This is a genomic window from Promicromonospora panici (genome assembly GCF_900608595.1).
Lineage (GTDB): Bacteria > Actinomycetota > Actinomycetes > Actinomycetales > Cellulomonadaceae > Promicromonospora > Promicromonospora panici.
Map to the genome: position 1 here is coordinate 84616 of NZ_UWYY01000002.1, position 15477 is coordinate 100092.

Consider the following 15477-nt stretch of genomic DNA (forward strand, 5'->3'; position numbering starts at 1 on the left):
GTTCCCCTTCGCGGTCGCCCCCGGTGGTCAAGTTCACGAAGCGTAAGCACAAGCGGCGTGACGCACAACGGGGCACGCCGATGTGGCGTGCCCCAATCATGGGTGAGTCTGGCGTGTCGCGCGCGGCAGCCGGGCGTGAGGTGGGGACGCCCGGCTGCCTGCTCGACCTGTTACTGCTGTCAGATGCCCTGTGCCATCTCGGCCGGGCGACCGGACCGCTGGTTGTTCTGCGGCGGCAGGGCCGAGCCACGGGCGTCGAGGTCACCGAGCAGGTTCTGCAGGAAGCTCTTCAGACGCGTGCGGTAGTCGCGCTCGAAGAGACGCAGCTCGTCGATCTTGCGCTCCAGCAGCGAACGCTCCTGCTCGAGCTGGGAGAGCGTGCGGTGCGAGGTCTCCTCGGCGTCGCGCACGATGCGCGCACCCTCGGTCTTGGCCTCCGTGATGAGCCGGTCGCCCTCCTCCTGGCCGGAGCGCACGTAGTCGTCGTGCAGCTTCTGCGCCAGCTGGAGCATCCCGGTGGCCGACTCCGGCTCCGGGCCGTTGCCCTTGGGACCGGCGGGACCGGTCGGCATGACCGGCGCCGCGACGGGCGCGGCCTGTGCGCGGGCGGGGGCAGCGGCGTCGTTGCGCGACAGTTCCGCGATACGCCGCTCCGCGGCCGCGACCTTCTGCCGGAGACCCTCGTTCTCCTCCTGGACGTTGGTCAGGGTCCGCACGACTTCGTCAAGGAAGTCGTCGACCTCCTCGACGTCATAGCCTTCGCGGAACTTCGTCGCGGAGAACTTCTTGTTGAGGATGTCCTCTGCAGTAAGCAGTGCCATCGTGTCACCTCGAAAGTTAGAACGTAGGAACGCAGAACTCGGACGTCGGCGCTGCCCAGCCGCGCGCCCTCCGTCGAAGCCCACGGTAGCGGACGACATCGGCGTGGGACACCGGGAGCACCACCGGGCACGATTTCCTCACAGAGTGTGCCGCGTCACCCCAGGTCATATCCATGCGCCGGTCAATGTTTCCGGGCCTCCCGCCGTCCGGCACAAATCCGGCCCTCCTCGAACCGGCACAGATTCGACACGTGCGAGCCCGCTCTCAGAGGCTGCCGACGATCGACGAGAGCAGTGAGACGCCGAAGAACAGAACGATGAAGGCCAGGTCCAGCTGCACCTGGCCGAGCCGCAACGGTGGGATCAGCCGGCGCAGGAACCGCAGCGGCGGGTCCGTGACCGTGTAGATCGCCTCTGCGATCACGAGCAGTACGCCACGTGGCCGCCAGTCCCGGGCAAAGAACTGCACCCAGTCGAAGATGAGCCGTCCGATGAGGAACAGCAGGAAGAGCCACAGCAGGAAGCCGATGAAGTCCCAGATCACAAGGGACAACCTAACCTGTCCGCGCCGTGAATCGCGTGAAGTGCCCGTGGTGGACACGCACAGGAACGGACATGAGTGAGGGACGACCGCAACAGCGGCCGCCCCTCACCCATGGTCTCGTGTGCGGATTCAGCTCTGGTTGTAGAAGCCGCCGCGTCCGTTCGGCTTCTCGGTGGCCACCTGCTCCTCGGCCGCGATCTCCACGTGCTCGGGCGAGAGCAGGAAGACCTTGTTGGTCACCCGCTCGATCGAGCCGTGCAGACCGAAGATCAGGCCGGCGGAGAAGTCGACCAGGCGCTTGGCGTCGGCGTCGTCCATGTCGGAGAGATTCATGATGACCGGGGTACCAGCGCGGAAGGCCTCGCCGATGCTCCGTGCGTCGTTGTACGACCGCGGGTGCACCGTGGTAATACGGCGCAGTTCCGAGGAGGACAGGGCCTCACGCGGCACACCGTCGCGGTGCAGCGGTGTGACCTGTGCGTGCCGGTGGTCCTCCACGTTTTCCTCCAGGCCCTCGTCGTACTCGTCGAGGTACTCCTGCTCGCCCTGATCGTCGGCGAGGCCCAGATACAGCATGGTCTTGCGAAGCGCTCCGGCCATCGCTCATTCTCCGTTCGTCGCCTGCTGTGCGTCCTTCTGTCGGTGTCCACCGAACCCGTACAACAGGTCCGACCTTGACCCCTCGTCGAGGTCGCCTTGACAAAAGTAGCCCGGCGCAATCCGACCCGGAAGTGCGACACGCCGTGCCACGAACAACTTTGCCAAAGTTGTTCAGCGAATGCTCGCTAAAAACGACATCAGTGTGATTTCCCAGGTCAGGACGCTGCCGTCGGCGTGTCGCGAACTTCCGGGCGCGGCGAGAAGCGGTCATATCAGCGCGATGATGCCCGCCTGCCGCCCGGTTGTGGTACCGGCCGCGCTAGCCCGGCGGTGCGAGAACAGCTCCGGGTCCTCGAGCGTGCAGCGCTCCACCCGGATCGCGGTAACACCTCGCGCGGCGAGCTGCGCGACCACCCCGGAGGGCAGGTCGAGGCCGGGCGTGCCGGCATCGGTCGTCGCGAAGGTCTCGGGCACCACGGCGGCGACCTCGTCACGCATCGCGCCGGGCACCTCGTAGCACCGCCCGCAGACCGCCGGCCCGACGGCGGCGCGAACGCGGGCGGGGTCCGCGCCGCGGGCGACGAGCGCGTCCAGCACCCGGTGCACCACACCGGCCAGGACGCCCTTGCGCCCCGCGTGTGCCACCCCGACCACGCGGGCCTCCGGGTCGGCCAGCAGCACGGGCACGCAGTCGGCGACGAGGACGCCGAGGCCCAGCCCGCGTTCCGCCGTGACCAGCGCGTCTCCCTCCCCGGCCGACGCCGGCGGGTGGTCGGCCGCCCACAGCGCGCGCTCGGGGGCGCCGAGCTCCAGGACCGCGTCGCCGTGCACCTGGGTGGCGAACGCCACGGGCGCGCCGAGCCGTTCGGCGGCCAGGGACCGGTTGGTCGCGACCCGCGCGGCGTCGTCGGACACGTTCAGGCCGAGGTTCAGGCCGCCGCCGTCCGACGTCGCCCACGGGGCCGGCGAGACGCCGCCCGCGCCGGTCGTGAAAAAGGCGCGCACCCCGTCGCCGAGGTCGACGGGGTGCACGCCTGAAAGAGTCCGGGTGTCGCTCACAGATGCGAGGTTACCCGGCCGGTCACTTCAGGAAGTCGGGGACGTCCAGGTCCTCGGAGCTGCGGCGTGGGTTCTCCTCGTACAGCGGCGGCACCTCCACCCGCTCGCCCTGCTCGCGACCGACCTCCTGCCGGTTGAACGAGCCCTGCACCACGACGGCCGGCTCGTCCAGCGTGCGCGGCACGTCGTCCGAGCCCTCGTCGTCGATCACGCGGGGCAGCGTGGAGACCGGCGAGGGCTGGTGCGCCGGCGGGACCGACGGCGGCATGCCGTTCGCGCCGTGCTGCTCGGGTGCGCGACGCGCGGCGTCCGACACGTCGGGCAGCGGCACCGGCGCCGTGGCAGGGCTGCGCGTCGCCGCACCGGCCCCGGCGACGGCGCCCGCCACCTGACCGAGCGCCCGGTTGTCCTTGCGCTCCTTGGGCAGACCGCCGTCGAAGCCCGCGGCGATGACGGTGACCCGCACCTCGTCGCCCAGGGCGTCGTCGATGACCGTACCGAAGATGATGTTCGCCTCCGGGTGCGCGGCCTCCTGCACCAGGCGCGCGGCCTCGTGCACCTCGAAGAGACCGAGGTCGCTGCCACCCTGGATCGACAGCAGCACACCGTGCGCGCCGTCGATCGAGGCCTCGAGCAGCGGCGACGAGATCGCCAGCTCGGCGGCCTGCACCGCACGGTCCTCGCCCCGGGCCGAGCCGATGCCCATGAGGGCCGAGCCCGCACCCTGCATGACCGACTTCACGTCCGCGAAGTCAAGGTTGATCAGGCCGGGTGTGGTGATGAGATCCGTGATGCCCTGCACACCGGAGTGCAGTACCTGGTCGGCCGAGTGGAACGCCGCGATCGCGGACACGTTACGGTCCGACATCGACAGGAGCCGGTCGTTCGGGATCACGATCAGCGTGTCGACCTCGTCGCGGAGGTTCTCGATGCCGCTCTCGGCCTGGACCGCGCGACGGCGGCCCTCGAACGTGAACGGGCGCGTCACGACGCCGACGGTCAGCGCACCGAGCGAGCGCGCGATCCGCGCCACCACCGGAGCTCCGCCCGTGCCCGTACCGCCGCCCTCGCCCGCGGTGACGAAGACCATGTCGGCCCCGCGCAGGACGTCCTCGATCTCCTCGGCGTGGTCCTCGGCGGCCTTCTTGCCGACCTCCGGGTCCGCGCCGGCGCCGAGGCCGCGCGTGAGCTCACGGCCGACGTCGAGCTTGACGTCGGCGTCCGACATCAGGAGTGCCTGTGCATCCGTGTTGATCGCGATGAACTCGACGCCCTTGAGGCCGACCTCGATCATGCGGTTGACGGCGTTCACACCACCGCCGCCGATACCGACCACCTTGATCACTGCCAGGTAGTTCTGCGGAGTTGCCACGTCGTCGCCTTTCGATTCGGGTCCCGAGTCCCGACTCTCATCCCTCCCAAAGTCTCAGGTTGAGGTAGAGGGTTAGAGTTATGTCAGGTTGCTGCTGGGTTCGACGGTAGGTGCGCCGTCGAGGTGTGTCGAAGACATCGTCGCGCGTGTCGCGCACCGATGCACGCGAGAAATCACATGGATGTCATTTGTGGCGATCAGTGGGTGACCGGCAGGGCGGGTGACGAGACGTCGATGGTCGTCGCCGACGGCTCCGCCTCGAGCAGCGCCTGCGCCACCCTGGTCTTGAGCTCGACCTGCGCCCCGCTCCCCCAGCGGATCACGCGCCCGTCGGACAGCGTGGTGCGCACGTCGTCCTGGGTCGCCGCGCTCACCGTCCGGATGTCGCCCGCGAGCCTCGGCGGCAGTGCGCCCAGGACGGCGAGGGCCGCGTCCATCGCACGTCGGCCGGCCTCGCCGTCGGACAGCGAGACCACTATCGACGGCAGGTCCTCCGGAGCGTCCTCCGCGGTGCCCACCCGCACGCCCTCGGCGTCCATCAGGGCGTACACGTCGCCCGGCTGCGGCACCGCCGCGACCGGTTCGCGGGAGGTGAGCGCCACCACCAGGCCGTCCGGCCAGACCCGCGAGATCCGCACGTTCTTGACCGCGTTCATCGCGAGGATCTCCTCGCGCAGGCCCACCGTGTCGATCCGCGGCAGCGGCACGCCCGCCTGGTCGGTCACGGCGTCGCGCACCTGCCCGGCGTCCACCGTCGTGCCCTGGCCGGTCACCCGCACCTGCTCGGGGTCGAGCGCGAGCAGCGGCGAGAAGAACGCAGCCCACACCAGCGCCGCCAGGGCTGCCGTCGTGACGGCGGACCAGCCGATCCGCCGCCACACGCGGTAACGCGCCATCGCCGTCCGCTCGGCCAGGCGGTCGGCCAGCTGGTCCGAGACCACCCCGTCCCGGGCGCCCGACGGCGTCGCACGGGCCGTCTCGGGACGGCTCGCCCGTTCGGGCGTCCGAGCCGGCCGCTCGGCCGGGTACTCCTCAGCCGGAACCCGCGTGGTCGACGCCGCGCGCCGGGGCCGGTCCGGCCCAGGAGCCCGCTCGGCGGTCTCCTGGGCCCGGGCGCCCCGGGTGGTCTCCCCGGCCTGCTTTCCCTGCTGTGCCGAGCCCTGGCCTGCCGGGCGCGGCCGTGCCGAGCCCGCGGCGCGAGGGCGCGCGGGCGGTCGCATCAGTCCTCGCCCAGCCCAGGGGCGAGAGCACCGGTCGCCGAGCCTCCCGACACGTGACCCGCCACGCGGCCGTTCAGCCGCGCCAGGACGGCGGGACCGAGCTGCGTCACGTCGCCGGCGCCCACCGTGAGCACCACGTCACCCGGCCGGGCGAGGTCGGCGACGGCGTGCGCGGCGTCCAGCCGGTCCGGCACCGCGTAGGCGGCGCCGTGGTTCGGCATGAGGTCGACGATCGTGTTCGGCGTGATCGACGCGTCCGGCTCCTCGCGCGCCCCGTAGATGTCGGTGACCACCACCTCGTCGGCGGCGGACAGCTCCTTGGCGAAGCTCTCGGCGAAGATCTTCGTGCGCGAGTACAGGTGCGGCTGGAACAGGACGAGCACGCGGCCGCCGTCGGCGATCTCGCGGGCCGCCGTCAGGATGGCCCGGATCTCCGTGGGGTGGTGGGCGTAGTCGTCGATCACGCGCACGCCGTCGGCCACGCCCTTCTCCTCGAAGCGGCGGCCCGTGCCGACGAACGCCTCGACGCCGGCGACGGCCTGCTCAGGCTCCACGCCCAGCTGTACCGCCGCGATGACGGCGGCCGTCGCGTTGAGCACGTTGTGCTTGCCCGGCACCGAGAGCCGCATGGTGATGCCCGGCACGTTGCCGGAGACGCCGGCGCCGTCGGCCACCTGCTCGTTGGTGCCCAGGATGTCGCCGCGCAGCACCGCCGTGGTGCCCTCCGGCGTCGTCGAGATGTCGGTGACCCGCACGCGGGCGGTGTCGTTGGTGCCGTAGGTGATGACGTGGCCGCCCGTGGCGCAGATCGTGGCGCCCACCGACAGCGAGCCCTCGTCGTCGGCGCAGGCGATGAGCCAGCCCTCGGGCACCAGGCGGCGGGCGAAGCGGATGAACGCCCCGTTGAACGCCTCCGGCGTGCCGTAGTGGTCCAGGTGGTCCGCCTCGACGTTCGTCACCACCGCGACGGTCGGCGTGTAGTTGAGGAACGAGCCGTCCGACTCGTCGGCCTCGGCCACGAGCACGTCGGACGAGCCGAGGTGGCCGCCCGGCGTCGAGCCGGTGGCGGTCCGCACGGTGCTGCCGATCGCGTAGGAGGGGTCCAGGCCTGCCTCGCGCAGGATCGTCGCGATCATCGCCGACGTCGTCGTCTTGCCGTGCGCGCCCGCGACGGCGACGCCGCGCGACCCCTCCATGAGGGCGGCCAGCGCCTGGGAGCGGTGCAGCACGTTCAGGCGGCGGGCGCGGGCCGCCGAGAGCTCCGGGTTGTCCTCGTGGACGGCGCTGGAGATCACGACGGTGTCCACGCCCGTGAGGTGCGCCGGATCATGGCCGACCCACACCTTGACGCCCTCGGCCCGCAGGGCCTCCAGCGTGTCCGACTCGGCGGAGTCGGAGCCCTGCACGGGCGCTCCGCGCCCGGCGAGCAGGCGGGCCACGACGGACATGCCCGCCCCTCCTATACCGATCATGTGGACGCGTCCGAGCTTCGCGACCTGATCCGTCATCTGATCCGTGACCGTGGTGCTCATGACCTGACCTCCGTGGTATCGGTACCTGCTGACCGTACGGCTTGCTCGACGAGATCGACGACGCGCGCGGCCCCGTCGCTGGTGCCGGCCGAACGCGCGGCCTTCGCCATGACACCGAGCCGCTCGCGGTCAGCGAGCAGCGTAGGAACATTCGTGGACACCCAGTCGGGTGTGAGGTCCGCGTCGTCCACCAGCAGGCCGCCGCCCGCCGCCACCAGCGGGGCCGCGTTGAGCCGCTGCTCGCCGTTGCCGATGGGCAGCGGGACGTAGACGGCGGGGATGCCGAGCGCGGCGTGCTCGGCCACGGAGCCCGCGCCGGAGCGGCAGACCACGAGGTCAGCCACGGCGTAGGCGAGCTCCATCTGCTCGAGGTACTCGCGGACCTGGTAACGGCTGCCGTCGAGGCCGGCGACCGCCTCGCGCACCTCGTCGCTCTTGCCCTTGCCGGTCAGGTGCAGCACCTGCGCACCCGCCGCGAGGACCTGGGCCGCGGCTCCCTGTACCGCACGGTTGACGTTCAGCGCGCCCGACGAGCCGCCGGTGACCACGAGGGTCGGCAGCGCCGGGTCCAGGCCCAGCTCGGCGGCGGCCCGGGCGCGCACGCCCGCGGCGTCCGCCTCCCGCTCCTGGACGAGTGCCGCGATGGCCTGCCGCAGCGGTAGGCCCGTCAGGACGCCGCCGCGCAGCGGCGTACCGGGGAACGTCAGGCCCACGCGGACCGCCCAGCGGGCGCCGAGCCGGTTGGCCAGCCCGGGCCGGGCGTTCTGCTCGTGGATCACGATCGGCACGTCCTTGCGCCGGGCCGCCAGGTACGCCGGGGTGGCGACGTACCCGCCGAACCCGATCACCGCCTGCGCGTCGATCTCGTCGATGGCGTCCTCTGCGGCCCTCACCGCCGCCGCCAGCCTTCCCGGCAGCCGCAGCAGGTCGGGGCTGGGCCGGCGGGGCAGCGGCACCCGCGGGATGGGCCGCAGCTCGTAGCCGCGGGCCGGCACCAGCTCGGCCTCCAGACCGGTGGTGGTACCGAGCGCGAGCACGCGCGCGCCGGGCTCCCGGCGCCGCACCTCGTCGGCCACCGCGAGCAAGGGGTTCACGTGCCCCGCGGTACCGCCTCCGGCGAGCACCACCGACACAACTGCTGAGCTCATCATCACCTTCTTGTCGTCGCCCGGGCGTACTGCCCGGGCGGACCCGATGCGGCTCTCCGTGCGGGATCGATGTGCAGGATCTCGTCACAGAAGGAACCGCCGTGCACATTTCTACCGTCTACGAACCGCGCCGCCCAGCACAGCCAGTGACTTGCGGACGACGCTACCGCGTGCAGCCAGTGCCTTGGCAGCCCCTGGCTCCGACCGGGCGAAGGAAATCACCATCCCGAGCGCTGCCATCGTAGTGATCAGCGCCGACCCGCCGGCCGACACCAGCGGGAGCGGCACGCCGATCACCGGCAGGACGCCGATCACCACGCCGATGTTCACGAACGCCTGGCCCACGATCCAGCAGGCGACGGCGGCCGTGGCGACCTTGACGAACGGGTCGGTGTGCCGCCGGATCACGCGGCTCATCGTGAGCCCGAGCACCGCGAACAGCGCGAGGACCAGCACCGTGCCGAACAGGCCCAGCTCCTCGCCGATGACCGCGAAGATGAAGTCGTTGTGCGCCTCTGGCAGGTAGTTCCACTTCTCGCGACTGCCGCCCAGGCCCACGCCCCACAGCCCTCCGGTACCCAGCCCGAACAGGCCGTGCAGGGACTGGTAGCACTCCGAGGCCTCGTCGCACTCGGCGCCGTAGGTCGCGATGATGCGCCCCAGGCGGTCCCCGCCGTCCTGCTGCAGGATGAAGACGTACCCGACGACGAACGCCCCGATCGCGCTGCCCAGGCCCATGAGCGACAGGGGCACGCCCGCCACGAAGAAGGCCCCCGCCACCAGGAGGCCCATCACGAGAGCCGTGCCGAGGTCGCCCCCGGCGAGCACCAGGCCGAGCACCACCACGGCCCCCGGCACCGCGGGCAGGATCGCGTGCGACCAGCTGCCCAGCAGGGCCTGCTTGCGGCCCAGCACCGTACCGAGCCAGATGGCGAGCGCGAGCTTGGCGAGCTCGGACGGCTGGAGGGAGAAGGGCCCCAGCACCAGCCAGTTCTGCTGCCCGTTCCGGATCACGCCCAGGAAGATCACCGCGACCAGCAGCCCGATCGCGAGCACGAGCCCGGGCAGCGCCAGCCGCTTGTACCAGCGGACGGGCAGGTGCGCGGCGACCACCAGCACCGGCAGGCCCATCAGCGCGTACTGCGCCTGGACCAGGAACGCGGCGTACGGCGAATCTCCCTCGGCGATCGACGTCACCGTCGAGCTGGACAGCACCATGATCAAGCCGATCACGGTCAGCAGACCGGTGGTGCCCACCAGGAGGTAGTAGCTGGAGACGTTGGAGTTCCACTGGCCCAGCCAGGAACGCTCGGGAGCGCTGCGGCTCGTTCCCGTCGTGGCCATCCCGTGTCCCTCCTGCCCTTGCGCGAGCAGCGCCTTCATCGCCCGAGCCGGGAGCTCAGACGGTGAGCTCACCCACCACGCGGGCAAACTCCTCGCCGCGCTGGGCGTACGAGACGAACTGGTCCTGCGACGCGCCCGCCGGGGCCAGCAGCACGGTGTCACCCGGCTGCGCCAGGTCCCGCGCTGCGGCTACCGCCCGGCGCATCACGGTCTCAGTGTCACCGGGATCTATCACGACGACCGGGATCTGCGGCGCGTGTCGGGCCAGCGTGTCGGCCAGCGGCCCGGGGTCGGCCCCGATGACGACGGCGGCGCGCATGCGGTCCGCACGGGACGACACCAGCTCGTCGAACGTGGCGCCCTTGGACAGGCCGCCCGCGATCCAGACCACCGTGCCGTGCGCGAAGCCGGCCAGCGAGGCGGCGGCGGAGTGCGTGTTCGTCGCCTTCGAGTCGTTGACGTAGGTGACGCCGTCCACCTCGGCCACGCGCTGGATGCGGTGCTCGCTCGGGCCGAAGGACCGCAGGCCGTCGCGGACAGCGGCGGCAGGGACGCCGTGCGCACGGGCCAGGGCGGCGGCGGCCAGGGCGTCCGCGACGATGTGCGTAGGCACCACGCCGTTGTGGTCGCCGAGCTGCTTCAGGTCCTCGAGGGTGCCGAGCTCCGCGGCGCTCTTGCGGCGGTCCGGGTCGTCGTCCGCCGCGTGGAAGGCGCGGTCCACCAGGACGTCGTCGACCAGGCCGAGGTCACCCGGGCCTGGCGTGCCGACCACGAAGCCGACGGCGCGGGCGCCCTCGACGACGTCGGCCTCGCGCACGAGCTCCTCGGTCTTGGGGTCGGCGACGTTGTAGACGCACGCGACCTGGACGTTCTCGTAGATGCGCCCCTTGTCGCGGGCGTACGCCTCGATCGTGCCGTGCCAGTCGAGATGGTCGGGCGCGACGTTGAGGACCGCCCCCGCCTGCAGCGATATCGTGTGCGTGAAGTGGAGCTGGAAGCTCGACAGCTCCACCGCCAGGACGTCGAGGGTGGGGTCGAGCGCCGCCTCCACGAGCGGCCGCCCCACGTTGCCGACGGCGGCGGTGCGCAGGCCGGCCGCGCGCAGGATCGCCGCCAGCATCTCCACGGTGGTGGTCTTGCCGTTGGACCCGGTGATGCCGAGCCACGGGGCTGGCGCGTCGGAGCCCAGGCGGTCGACACGCAGGCGCCATGCCAGCTCGATCTCGCTCCACACGGGCACGCCGGCATCGAGCGCCGCCGCGACGACGGGGTGGTGCGGCGCGAAGCCCGGGGACGCCACCAGCAGGTCGGCCCGGGTCAGCACGGCGGCCGCGGCGTCGGCGTCGAGCTGGCTGTGGTCGGCGTCGTCGGCCTTGTCGTCCACCGTGATCAGCGAGGCGACCCGCGGCGTCAGCACACGCTGCAGCGCCCGCCCGGTGACACCCAGGCCCGCCAGCACGACCCGGGCCTCGGCCAGGGGAACGCGCGGCTCGACCGCACCGGCCGAACCGGTCACTGGGCGACCCACTCGGCGTAGAAGATGCCCATGCCCAGGCCCGCGAACAGGCCGGCGATCAGCCAGAACCGGATCACGATGGTGACCTCGCCCCAGCCGGAGAGCTCGAAGTGGTGGTGCAGCGGCGTCATCTTGAACACTCGCTTGCCGGTCATCTTGAAGGAGCTGACCTGGATCACCACCGACGAGACGATGAGCACGAACATGCCGCCGATGATCACGGCCAGCAGCTCGGTGCGGCTCAGGATCGACAGGCCGGCCAGGGCGCCGCCCAGGGCGAGCGAGCCGGTGTCGCCCATGAAGATCTTGGCGGGGTTGGCGTTCCACCACAGGAAGCCGGCGCAGGCGCCCGTGACGGCGGCGGCGACGATCGCGAGGTCCTGCGGGTCACGCACCTCGTAGCAGCGTGGTCCGGCGGTGGCGACGAACTGGCACGACTGGTTGAGCTGCCAGATCCCGACCAGCACGTACGCGCCGAACGTGATGATCGAGACGCCGGTGGCCAGGCCGTCGAGACCGTCGGTGATGTTGACCGCGTTGGACCATGCCGACACGAGCAGGTTGGCCCAGATCACGAAGAGGATCAGGCCGACGGTCGCGCCGGCGAACGCGAGGTCGACCTCGGTGTCGCGCAGGAACGAGATCTTGGTCGACGCCGGGGTCCGCGAGTTGTCGTTGGGGAACTGCAGCGCGAGCACGGCGAACGAGATGCCGACGGCGCCCTGCCCGATCAGCTTGGCGCGTGGGGTCAGGCCGAGGGAGCGCTGCTTGCGGATCTTGGTGAAGTCGTCGAGGAACCCGATCAGCCCCAGGCCCGCCATGAGGTAGAGCGCGAGCAGCGCCGAAACGCTCGGCAGCCGCTGCGACACCAGCATCGAGGCAGCGACGCCGATCATGGTCGCGGCGATGATGACGACGCCGCCCATCTGGGGTGTGCCGCGCTTGATGAAGTGCCCCGTGGGTCCGTCCTGGCGGACGAACTGGCCGTAGTTCTTGTGGACCAGGAACCGGATGAAGACCGGCGTGCCCAGCAGGGCGACGAGCAGCGCCACAGCGGCGCTGACCAGGATCGCGATCACTTGTTGTTGTCCTCTGTGGTGTTGACCATCGACAGGTGGTCCCCGAGCTCGGCCAGGTTGGCGCCGTGGGACGCCTTCACGAGCACGACGTCGCCCGGTTCCAGCGACTCGTCCAGCATCGCGCGGGCGGTGTCCAGGTCGGGGACGAAGATCGACTCCGAGCCCCAGGACCCCTCCTGCATGGCACCCTCGTGGATGTGATAGGCGTCGTCGCCGACCACGACGAGCTGCTTGATGTTCAGCCGGACCACGAGGCGGCCGATCTCGTCGTGCGCGGCGCGCGAGCCGTCGCCGAGCTCGTGCATCCCGCCGAGCACCGCCACCGAGCGGCGGGTCCGGCCGGCCATGACCGCAAGGGTGCGCAGCGCGGCCTTCATCGAGTCGGGGTTCGCGTTGTACGCGTCGTCGATCACGGTGACGCCGTCGGGCCGCTCGGTGACTGCCATGCGGTGCGGGCTCTGCGCCGTGGCCGACGAGAGCCGCTTCGCGACGTCGGTCACGGACACGCCGAGGCGCAGCGCGGCCGTCGCGGCCGCCAGCGCGTTGCTCACGTGGTGCGGCCCGACGAGCTGGAGGGCGACGTCGGAACGCTGCTCGCCGGCGTCGCCCGCGCGAGCGACGCGGAGCGTGAAGCTCGCCCGGCCGGCGGGGTCGACGGTGACGTCCTCGGCGCGGACGTCGGCGGACGGGATTGTCCCGAACGTCTGCACGGTGGTGGTGGGCGCGGCCTGGTTCGCCATCTCGGCGACCCGCAGGTCGTCGGCGTTGAGCACCACCGTGCCGCCGTCGACGACGCCCGAGACCATCTCGCCCTTGGTCTTCGCGATGGCCTCGACGCTGCCGAAGTGCTCGACGTGCGCGACGCCGACCCGCAGCACGACGCCGACGTCGGGCGGGGCGATGCGGGTGAGGTAGGCGATGTTGCCCACGCGGTCGGCACCCATCTCGAGCACGACGTAGCGCGTCGCGGCGGTGACCCGCAGGACGGTCAGCGGCAGGCCGATCTCGTTGTTGAACGAGCCCTGGGGGAAGATGATCGCGTCCTCACCGCCCGCTTCGGGGGTGAGGAGCTGGCCGAGCAGGTCCTTGGTGGTGGTCTTGCCGACCGAGCCGGTCACGGCCACGACCCGGAGGGCGCCGTCGGCCCCGTCGCGGACCGTCGCCAGGACGTGCCGCGCAAGCTCGCCGAGGGCGGTCTGCGGGTCGTCCACGACGACCGTGGGCAGGCCGTCCAGCTCGCGGGAGGCCAGCACGAGGGCGGCACCCGCTGCCACGGCGGCGGCCGCGAAGTCGTGCCCGTCCACCCGCTCGCCCGGCAGCGCCACGAACAGTGCACCGGGTCGCGCGGCGCGCGAGTCGGTGATCACCGGCCCAGTGACCGTCACGTCCGGGTCGGCGTGCAGCCGCCCGCCTACCGCTGCGGCGACCTGTGCCGCAGTCAGCTCGATCATGCCTGTGTCGTCCTCTCCTGCATGGGGTCCTGCCGGGGGTCCTGCACCTTCCGTGCCGCCAAAGCGGCGCGCGCCTCGACGCGGTCGTCGAGCGAGTGGTCCACGCCGGCGATCTCCTGGATCGTCTCGTGCCCGCGGCCGGCGACCAGCACCGTGTCGTCCGGGCCGGCCGCGAGGATCGCAGCGCGGATCGCGTCCGCGCGCGGGGCGACCTCGTGGACCTCAACCGTACGCGAGCCGCTGTCGTCCGCCGCATCGACGGTTCGTCCCGGCGTGGCATCCGGGCCGGTGCCCCTGCCTGCCTCCTGTCCGGTGCCCGCGAGCACGTCGGCGCGCACCTTGGCCGGGTCCTCGTCGTGGGGGTCGTCGTCGGTCACATAGACCACGTCCGCGCCGCGGACGGCGGCCGCGCCCATGAAGGGCCGCTTGCCAGGGTCGCGGTCGCCCGTGGCGCCGAACACCACGGCGAGCCGGCCCGCCGTCGTCGGGCGCAGGGCCGCGAGTGCCAGCTCGAGCGCCTCCGTGTTGTGCGCGAAGTCGACGACGACGCGGGGCTCGGTGGCGAGCACCTCCATGCGGCCCGGGACGGTGGCACTCAGGCCGTCGGCGGCGGCGAGCGCGTCGGTCACGTCCCGGATGTCCGAGCCGCCCTCCAGCACCATGGTCACCGCGAGCGCCGCGTTGGCCACGTTGTAGCCCCCGGGCAGCGAGGTGGAGGTGCGCAGGGTGCGGCCGTCGCGGTGCGTCAGGGTGAAGGCGGACCCGGTGCCGGACGGCGCGACGTCGGTCACGGTCCAGTCGGCGTCCTTGTCCGGGAGCGTGGTGAGGGTCGCGACGGGGATCTGCGCGGCCTGCGTCATGCGCTCGCCCCAGGCGTCGTCGATGGTGACGACGCCGCGACGGGCGCGGGCGGGCGTGAACAGGTCGGCCTTGGTGGCGAAGTAAGACTCGAAGTCGCCGTGGAAGTCGAGGTGGTCCTGGGTGAGGTTGGTGAACCCCGCGACGCCGAACACGACGCCGTCGACCCGGTGCTGCGCGAGCGCGTGGGAGGAGACCTCCATGGCGAGGGTACGGACGTGGTCCTCGCGCATGGCGGCGAGCAGGGCCTGCAGGTCGGCGGCCTCGGGCGTGGTCAGGATGCTGGGGATGACGCGGTCCCCGGAGCGGGTCTCGACGGTGCCGATCAGGCCGCCCTTCCAGCCCAGCGCCCGCAGCAGGTGGTCGAGCTGGTAGGTGGTGGTGGTCTTGCCGTTGGTGCCGGTGACGCCGAACGTCATCAGCTCCTCGGCGGGGTTGCCGAGCACCCAGGCGGCGACCTGGCCGAGGATGGCGCGGGGGTCGTCGGCGATGAGGACCGGTACCGCTGCGTCGTCGGCGAGCTCGGCTCCGCGCGTGTCGGTGAGGATCGCCGCGGCCCCACGTGCGACGGCGTCGGCGGCGAACTGCGCGCCGTGTGCGCGGGCGCCGGGGAGCGCCACGAACAGGTCTCCCTCTCGCGCCACCCGGTTGTCCGAGGCCACGCAGGTGACGGCGGCATCTGCGGGATGACCTGGGGCGATGGTGAGGCCGAACGCGACGGCGAGGTCCGCGACCTGGCGCGCAGTCGTGGCGGCCGGGCGGATCCGGTCGAACGGGGATGTCACGGAGAAGAACCTACCGTCTCGCGGGGGTGGGTCCGGTCCGGTCTGTGCGACTCGCGTGGCGGTTGTGGGGTGGTCCGGGTCATTGGGCGGCCGGCCCCACTGCACATGGGCTCGATCGACATGCGGCCACAGACCTTGCCAAGTAACC

General features: G+C 71.8%; 13 protein-coding genes. All 13 read right to left on the reverse strand.

All coding sequences use genetic code 11. The annotated features are described in order from the left end of the window. Positions 1-179 precede the first annotated feature (179 nt). The 13 genes from EW117_RS02245 to EW117_RS02305 all read right to left on the reverse strand — a co-directional run bounded on the left by EW117_RS02245 (position 180) and on the right by EW117_RS02305 (position 15329). On the reverse strand, positions 180-821 hold the full coding sequence (locus EW117_RS02245; RefSeq protein ID WP_129783261.1) for a DivIVA domain-containing protein: 642 nt from the start codon (positions 819-821) through the stop codon (positions 180-182). Positions 822-1086: 265 nt separating this feature from the next. Then, a complete protein-coding gene (locus tag EW117_RS02250; protein WP_422890047.1) occupies positions 1087-1365 on the reverse strand; it encodes a YggT family protein in 279 nt (92 codons plus the stop codon). A 129-nt stretch (positions 1366-1494) separates the two neighbouring features. Further along, positions 1495-1965 (reverse strand): cell division protein SepF, encoded by a 471-nt coding sequence (locus tag EW117_RS02255; protein ID WP_129783265.1) that lies wholly within the window; start codon positions 1963-1965, stop codon positions 1495-1497. Between the two features lie 267 nt (positions 1966-2232). Next, positions 2233-3024 (reverse strand): peptidoglycan editing factor PgeF, encoded by a 792-nt coding sequence (gene pgeF, locus EW117_RS02260; protein WP_242504036.1) that lies wholly within the window; start codon positions 3022-3024, stop codon positions 2233-2235. 22 nt (positions 3025-3046) lie between these two features. Continuing rightward, positions 3047-4396 (reverse strand): cell division protein FtsZ, encoded by a 1350-nt coding sequence (gene ftsZ, locus EW117_RS02265; protein ID WP_129783267.1) that lies wholly within the window; start codon positions 4394-4396, stop codon positions 3047-3049. A gap of 197 nt (positions 4397-4593) precedes the next feature. Beyond that, positions 4594-5616, reverse strand: a complete 1023-nt coding sequence (locus tag EW117_RS02270) for a cell division protein FtsQ/DivIB (protein WP_129783269.1) — start codon at positions 5614-5616, stop codon at positions 4594-4596. Continuing rightward, complete coding sequence (murC, locus tag EW117_RS02275; RefSeq protein WP_242504037.1) at positions 5616-7148, reverse strand: UDP-N-acetylmuramate--L-alanine ligase; 1533 nt, start codon at positions 7146-7148, stop codon at positions 5616-5618. Before murC ends, EW117_RS02270 begins: the two co-directional genes overlap by 1 nt. Continuing rightward, positions 7145-8299 (reverse strand): undecaprenyldiphospho-muramoylpentapeptide beta-N-acetylglucosaminyltransferase, encoded by a 1155-nt coding sequence (gene murG / locus EW117_RS02280; RefSeq protein ID WP_422890051.1) that lies wholly within the window; start codon positions 8297-8299, stop codon positions 7145-7147. Before murG ends, murC begins: the two co-directional genes overlap by 4 nt. Positions 8300-8407: 108 nt before the next feature. Next, positions 8408-9640, reverse strand: a complete 1233-nt coding sequence (locus EW117_RS02285) for an FtsW/RodA/SpoVE family cell cycle protein (protein ID WP_129783740.1) — start codon at positions 9638-9640, stop codon at positions 8408-8410. A gap of 55 nt (positions 9641-9695) precedes the next feature. Then, positions 9696-11156, reverse strand: coding sequence for a UDP-N-acetylmuramoyl-L-alanine--D-glutamate ligase (murD, locus tag EW117_RS02290; RefSeq protein ID WP_129783273.1), 1461 nt, complete (start codon positions 11154-11156; stop codon positions 9696-9698). After that, entirely contained in the window at positions 11153-12235 is a 1083-nt protein-coding gene (mraY, locus tag EW117_RS02295) for a phospho-N-acetylmuramoyl-pentapeptide-transferase (RefSeq protein ID WP_129783275.1), read from the reverse strand. The genes murD and mraY overlap by 4 nt, the downstream gene beginning before the upstream one ends. After that, a complete protein-coding gene (locus tag EW117_RS02300; RefSeq protein ID WP_129783277.1) occupies positions 12232-13686 on the reverse strand; it encodes a UDP-N-acetylmuramoyl-tripeptide--D-alanyl-D-alanine ligase in 1455 nt (484 codons plus the stop codon). The genes mraY and EW117_RS02300 overlap by 4 nt, the downstream gene beginning before the upstream one ends. Next, positions 13683-15329: a UDP-N-acetylmuramoyl-L-alanyl-D-glutamate--2,6-diaminopimelate ligase gene (locus EW117_RS02305; protein WP_129783279.1), complete on the reverse strand. Its 1647-nt coding sequence runs from the start codon at positions 15327-15329 to the stop codon at positions 13683-13685. Before EW117_RS02305 ends, EW117_RS02300 begins: the two co-directional genes overlap by 4 nt. Positions 15330-15477 lie beyond the last annotated feature (148 nt).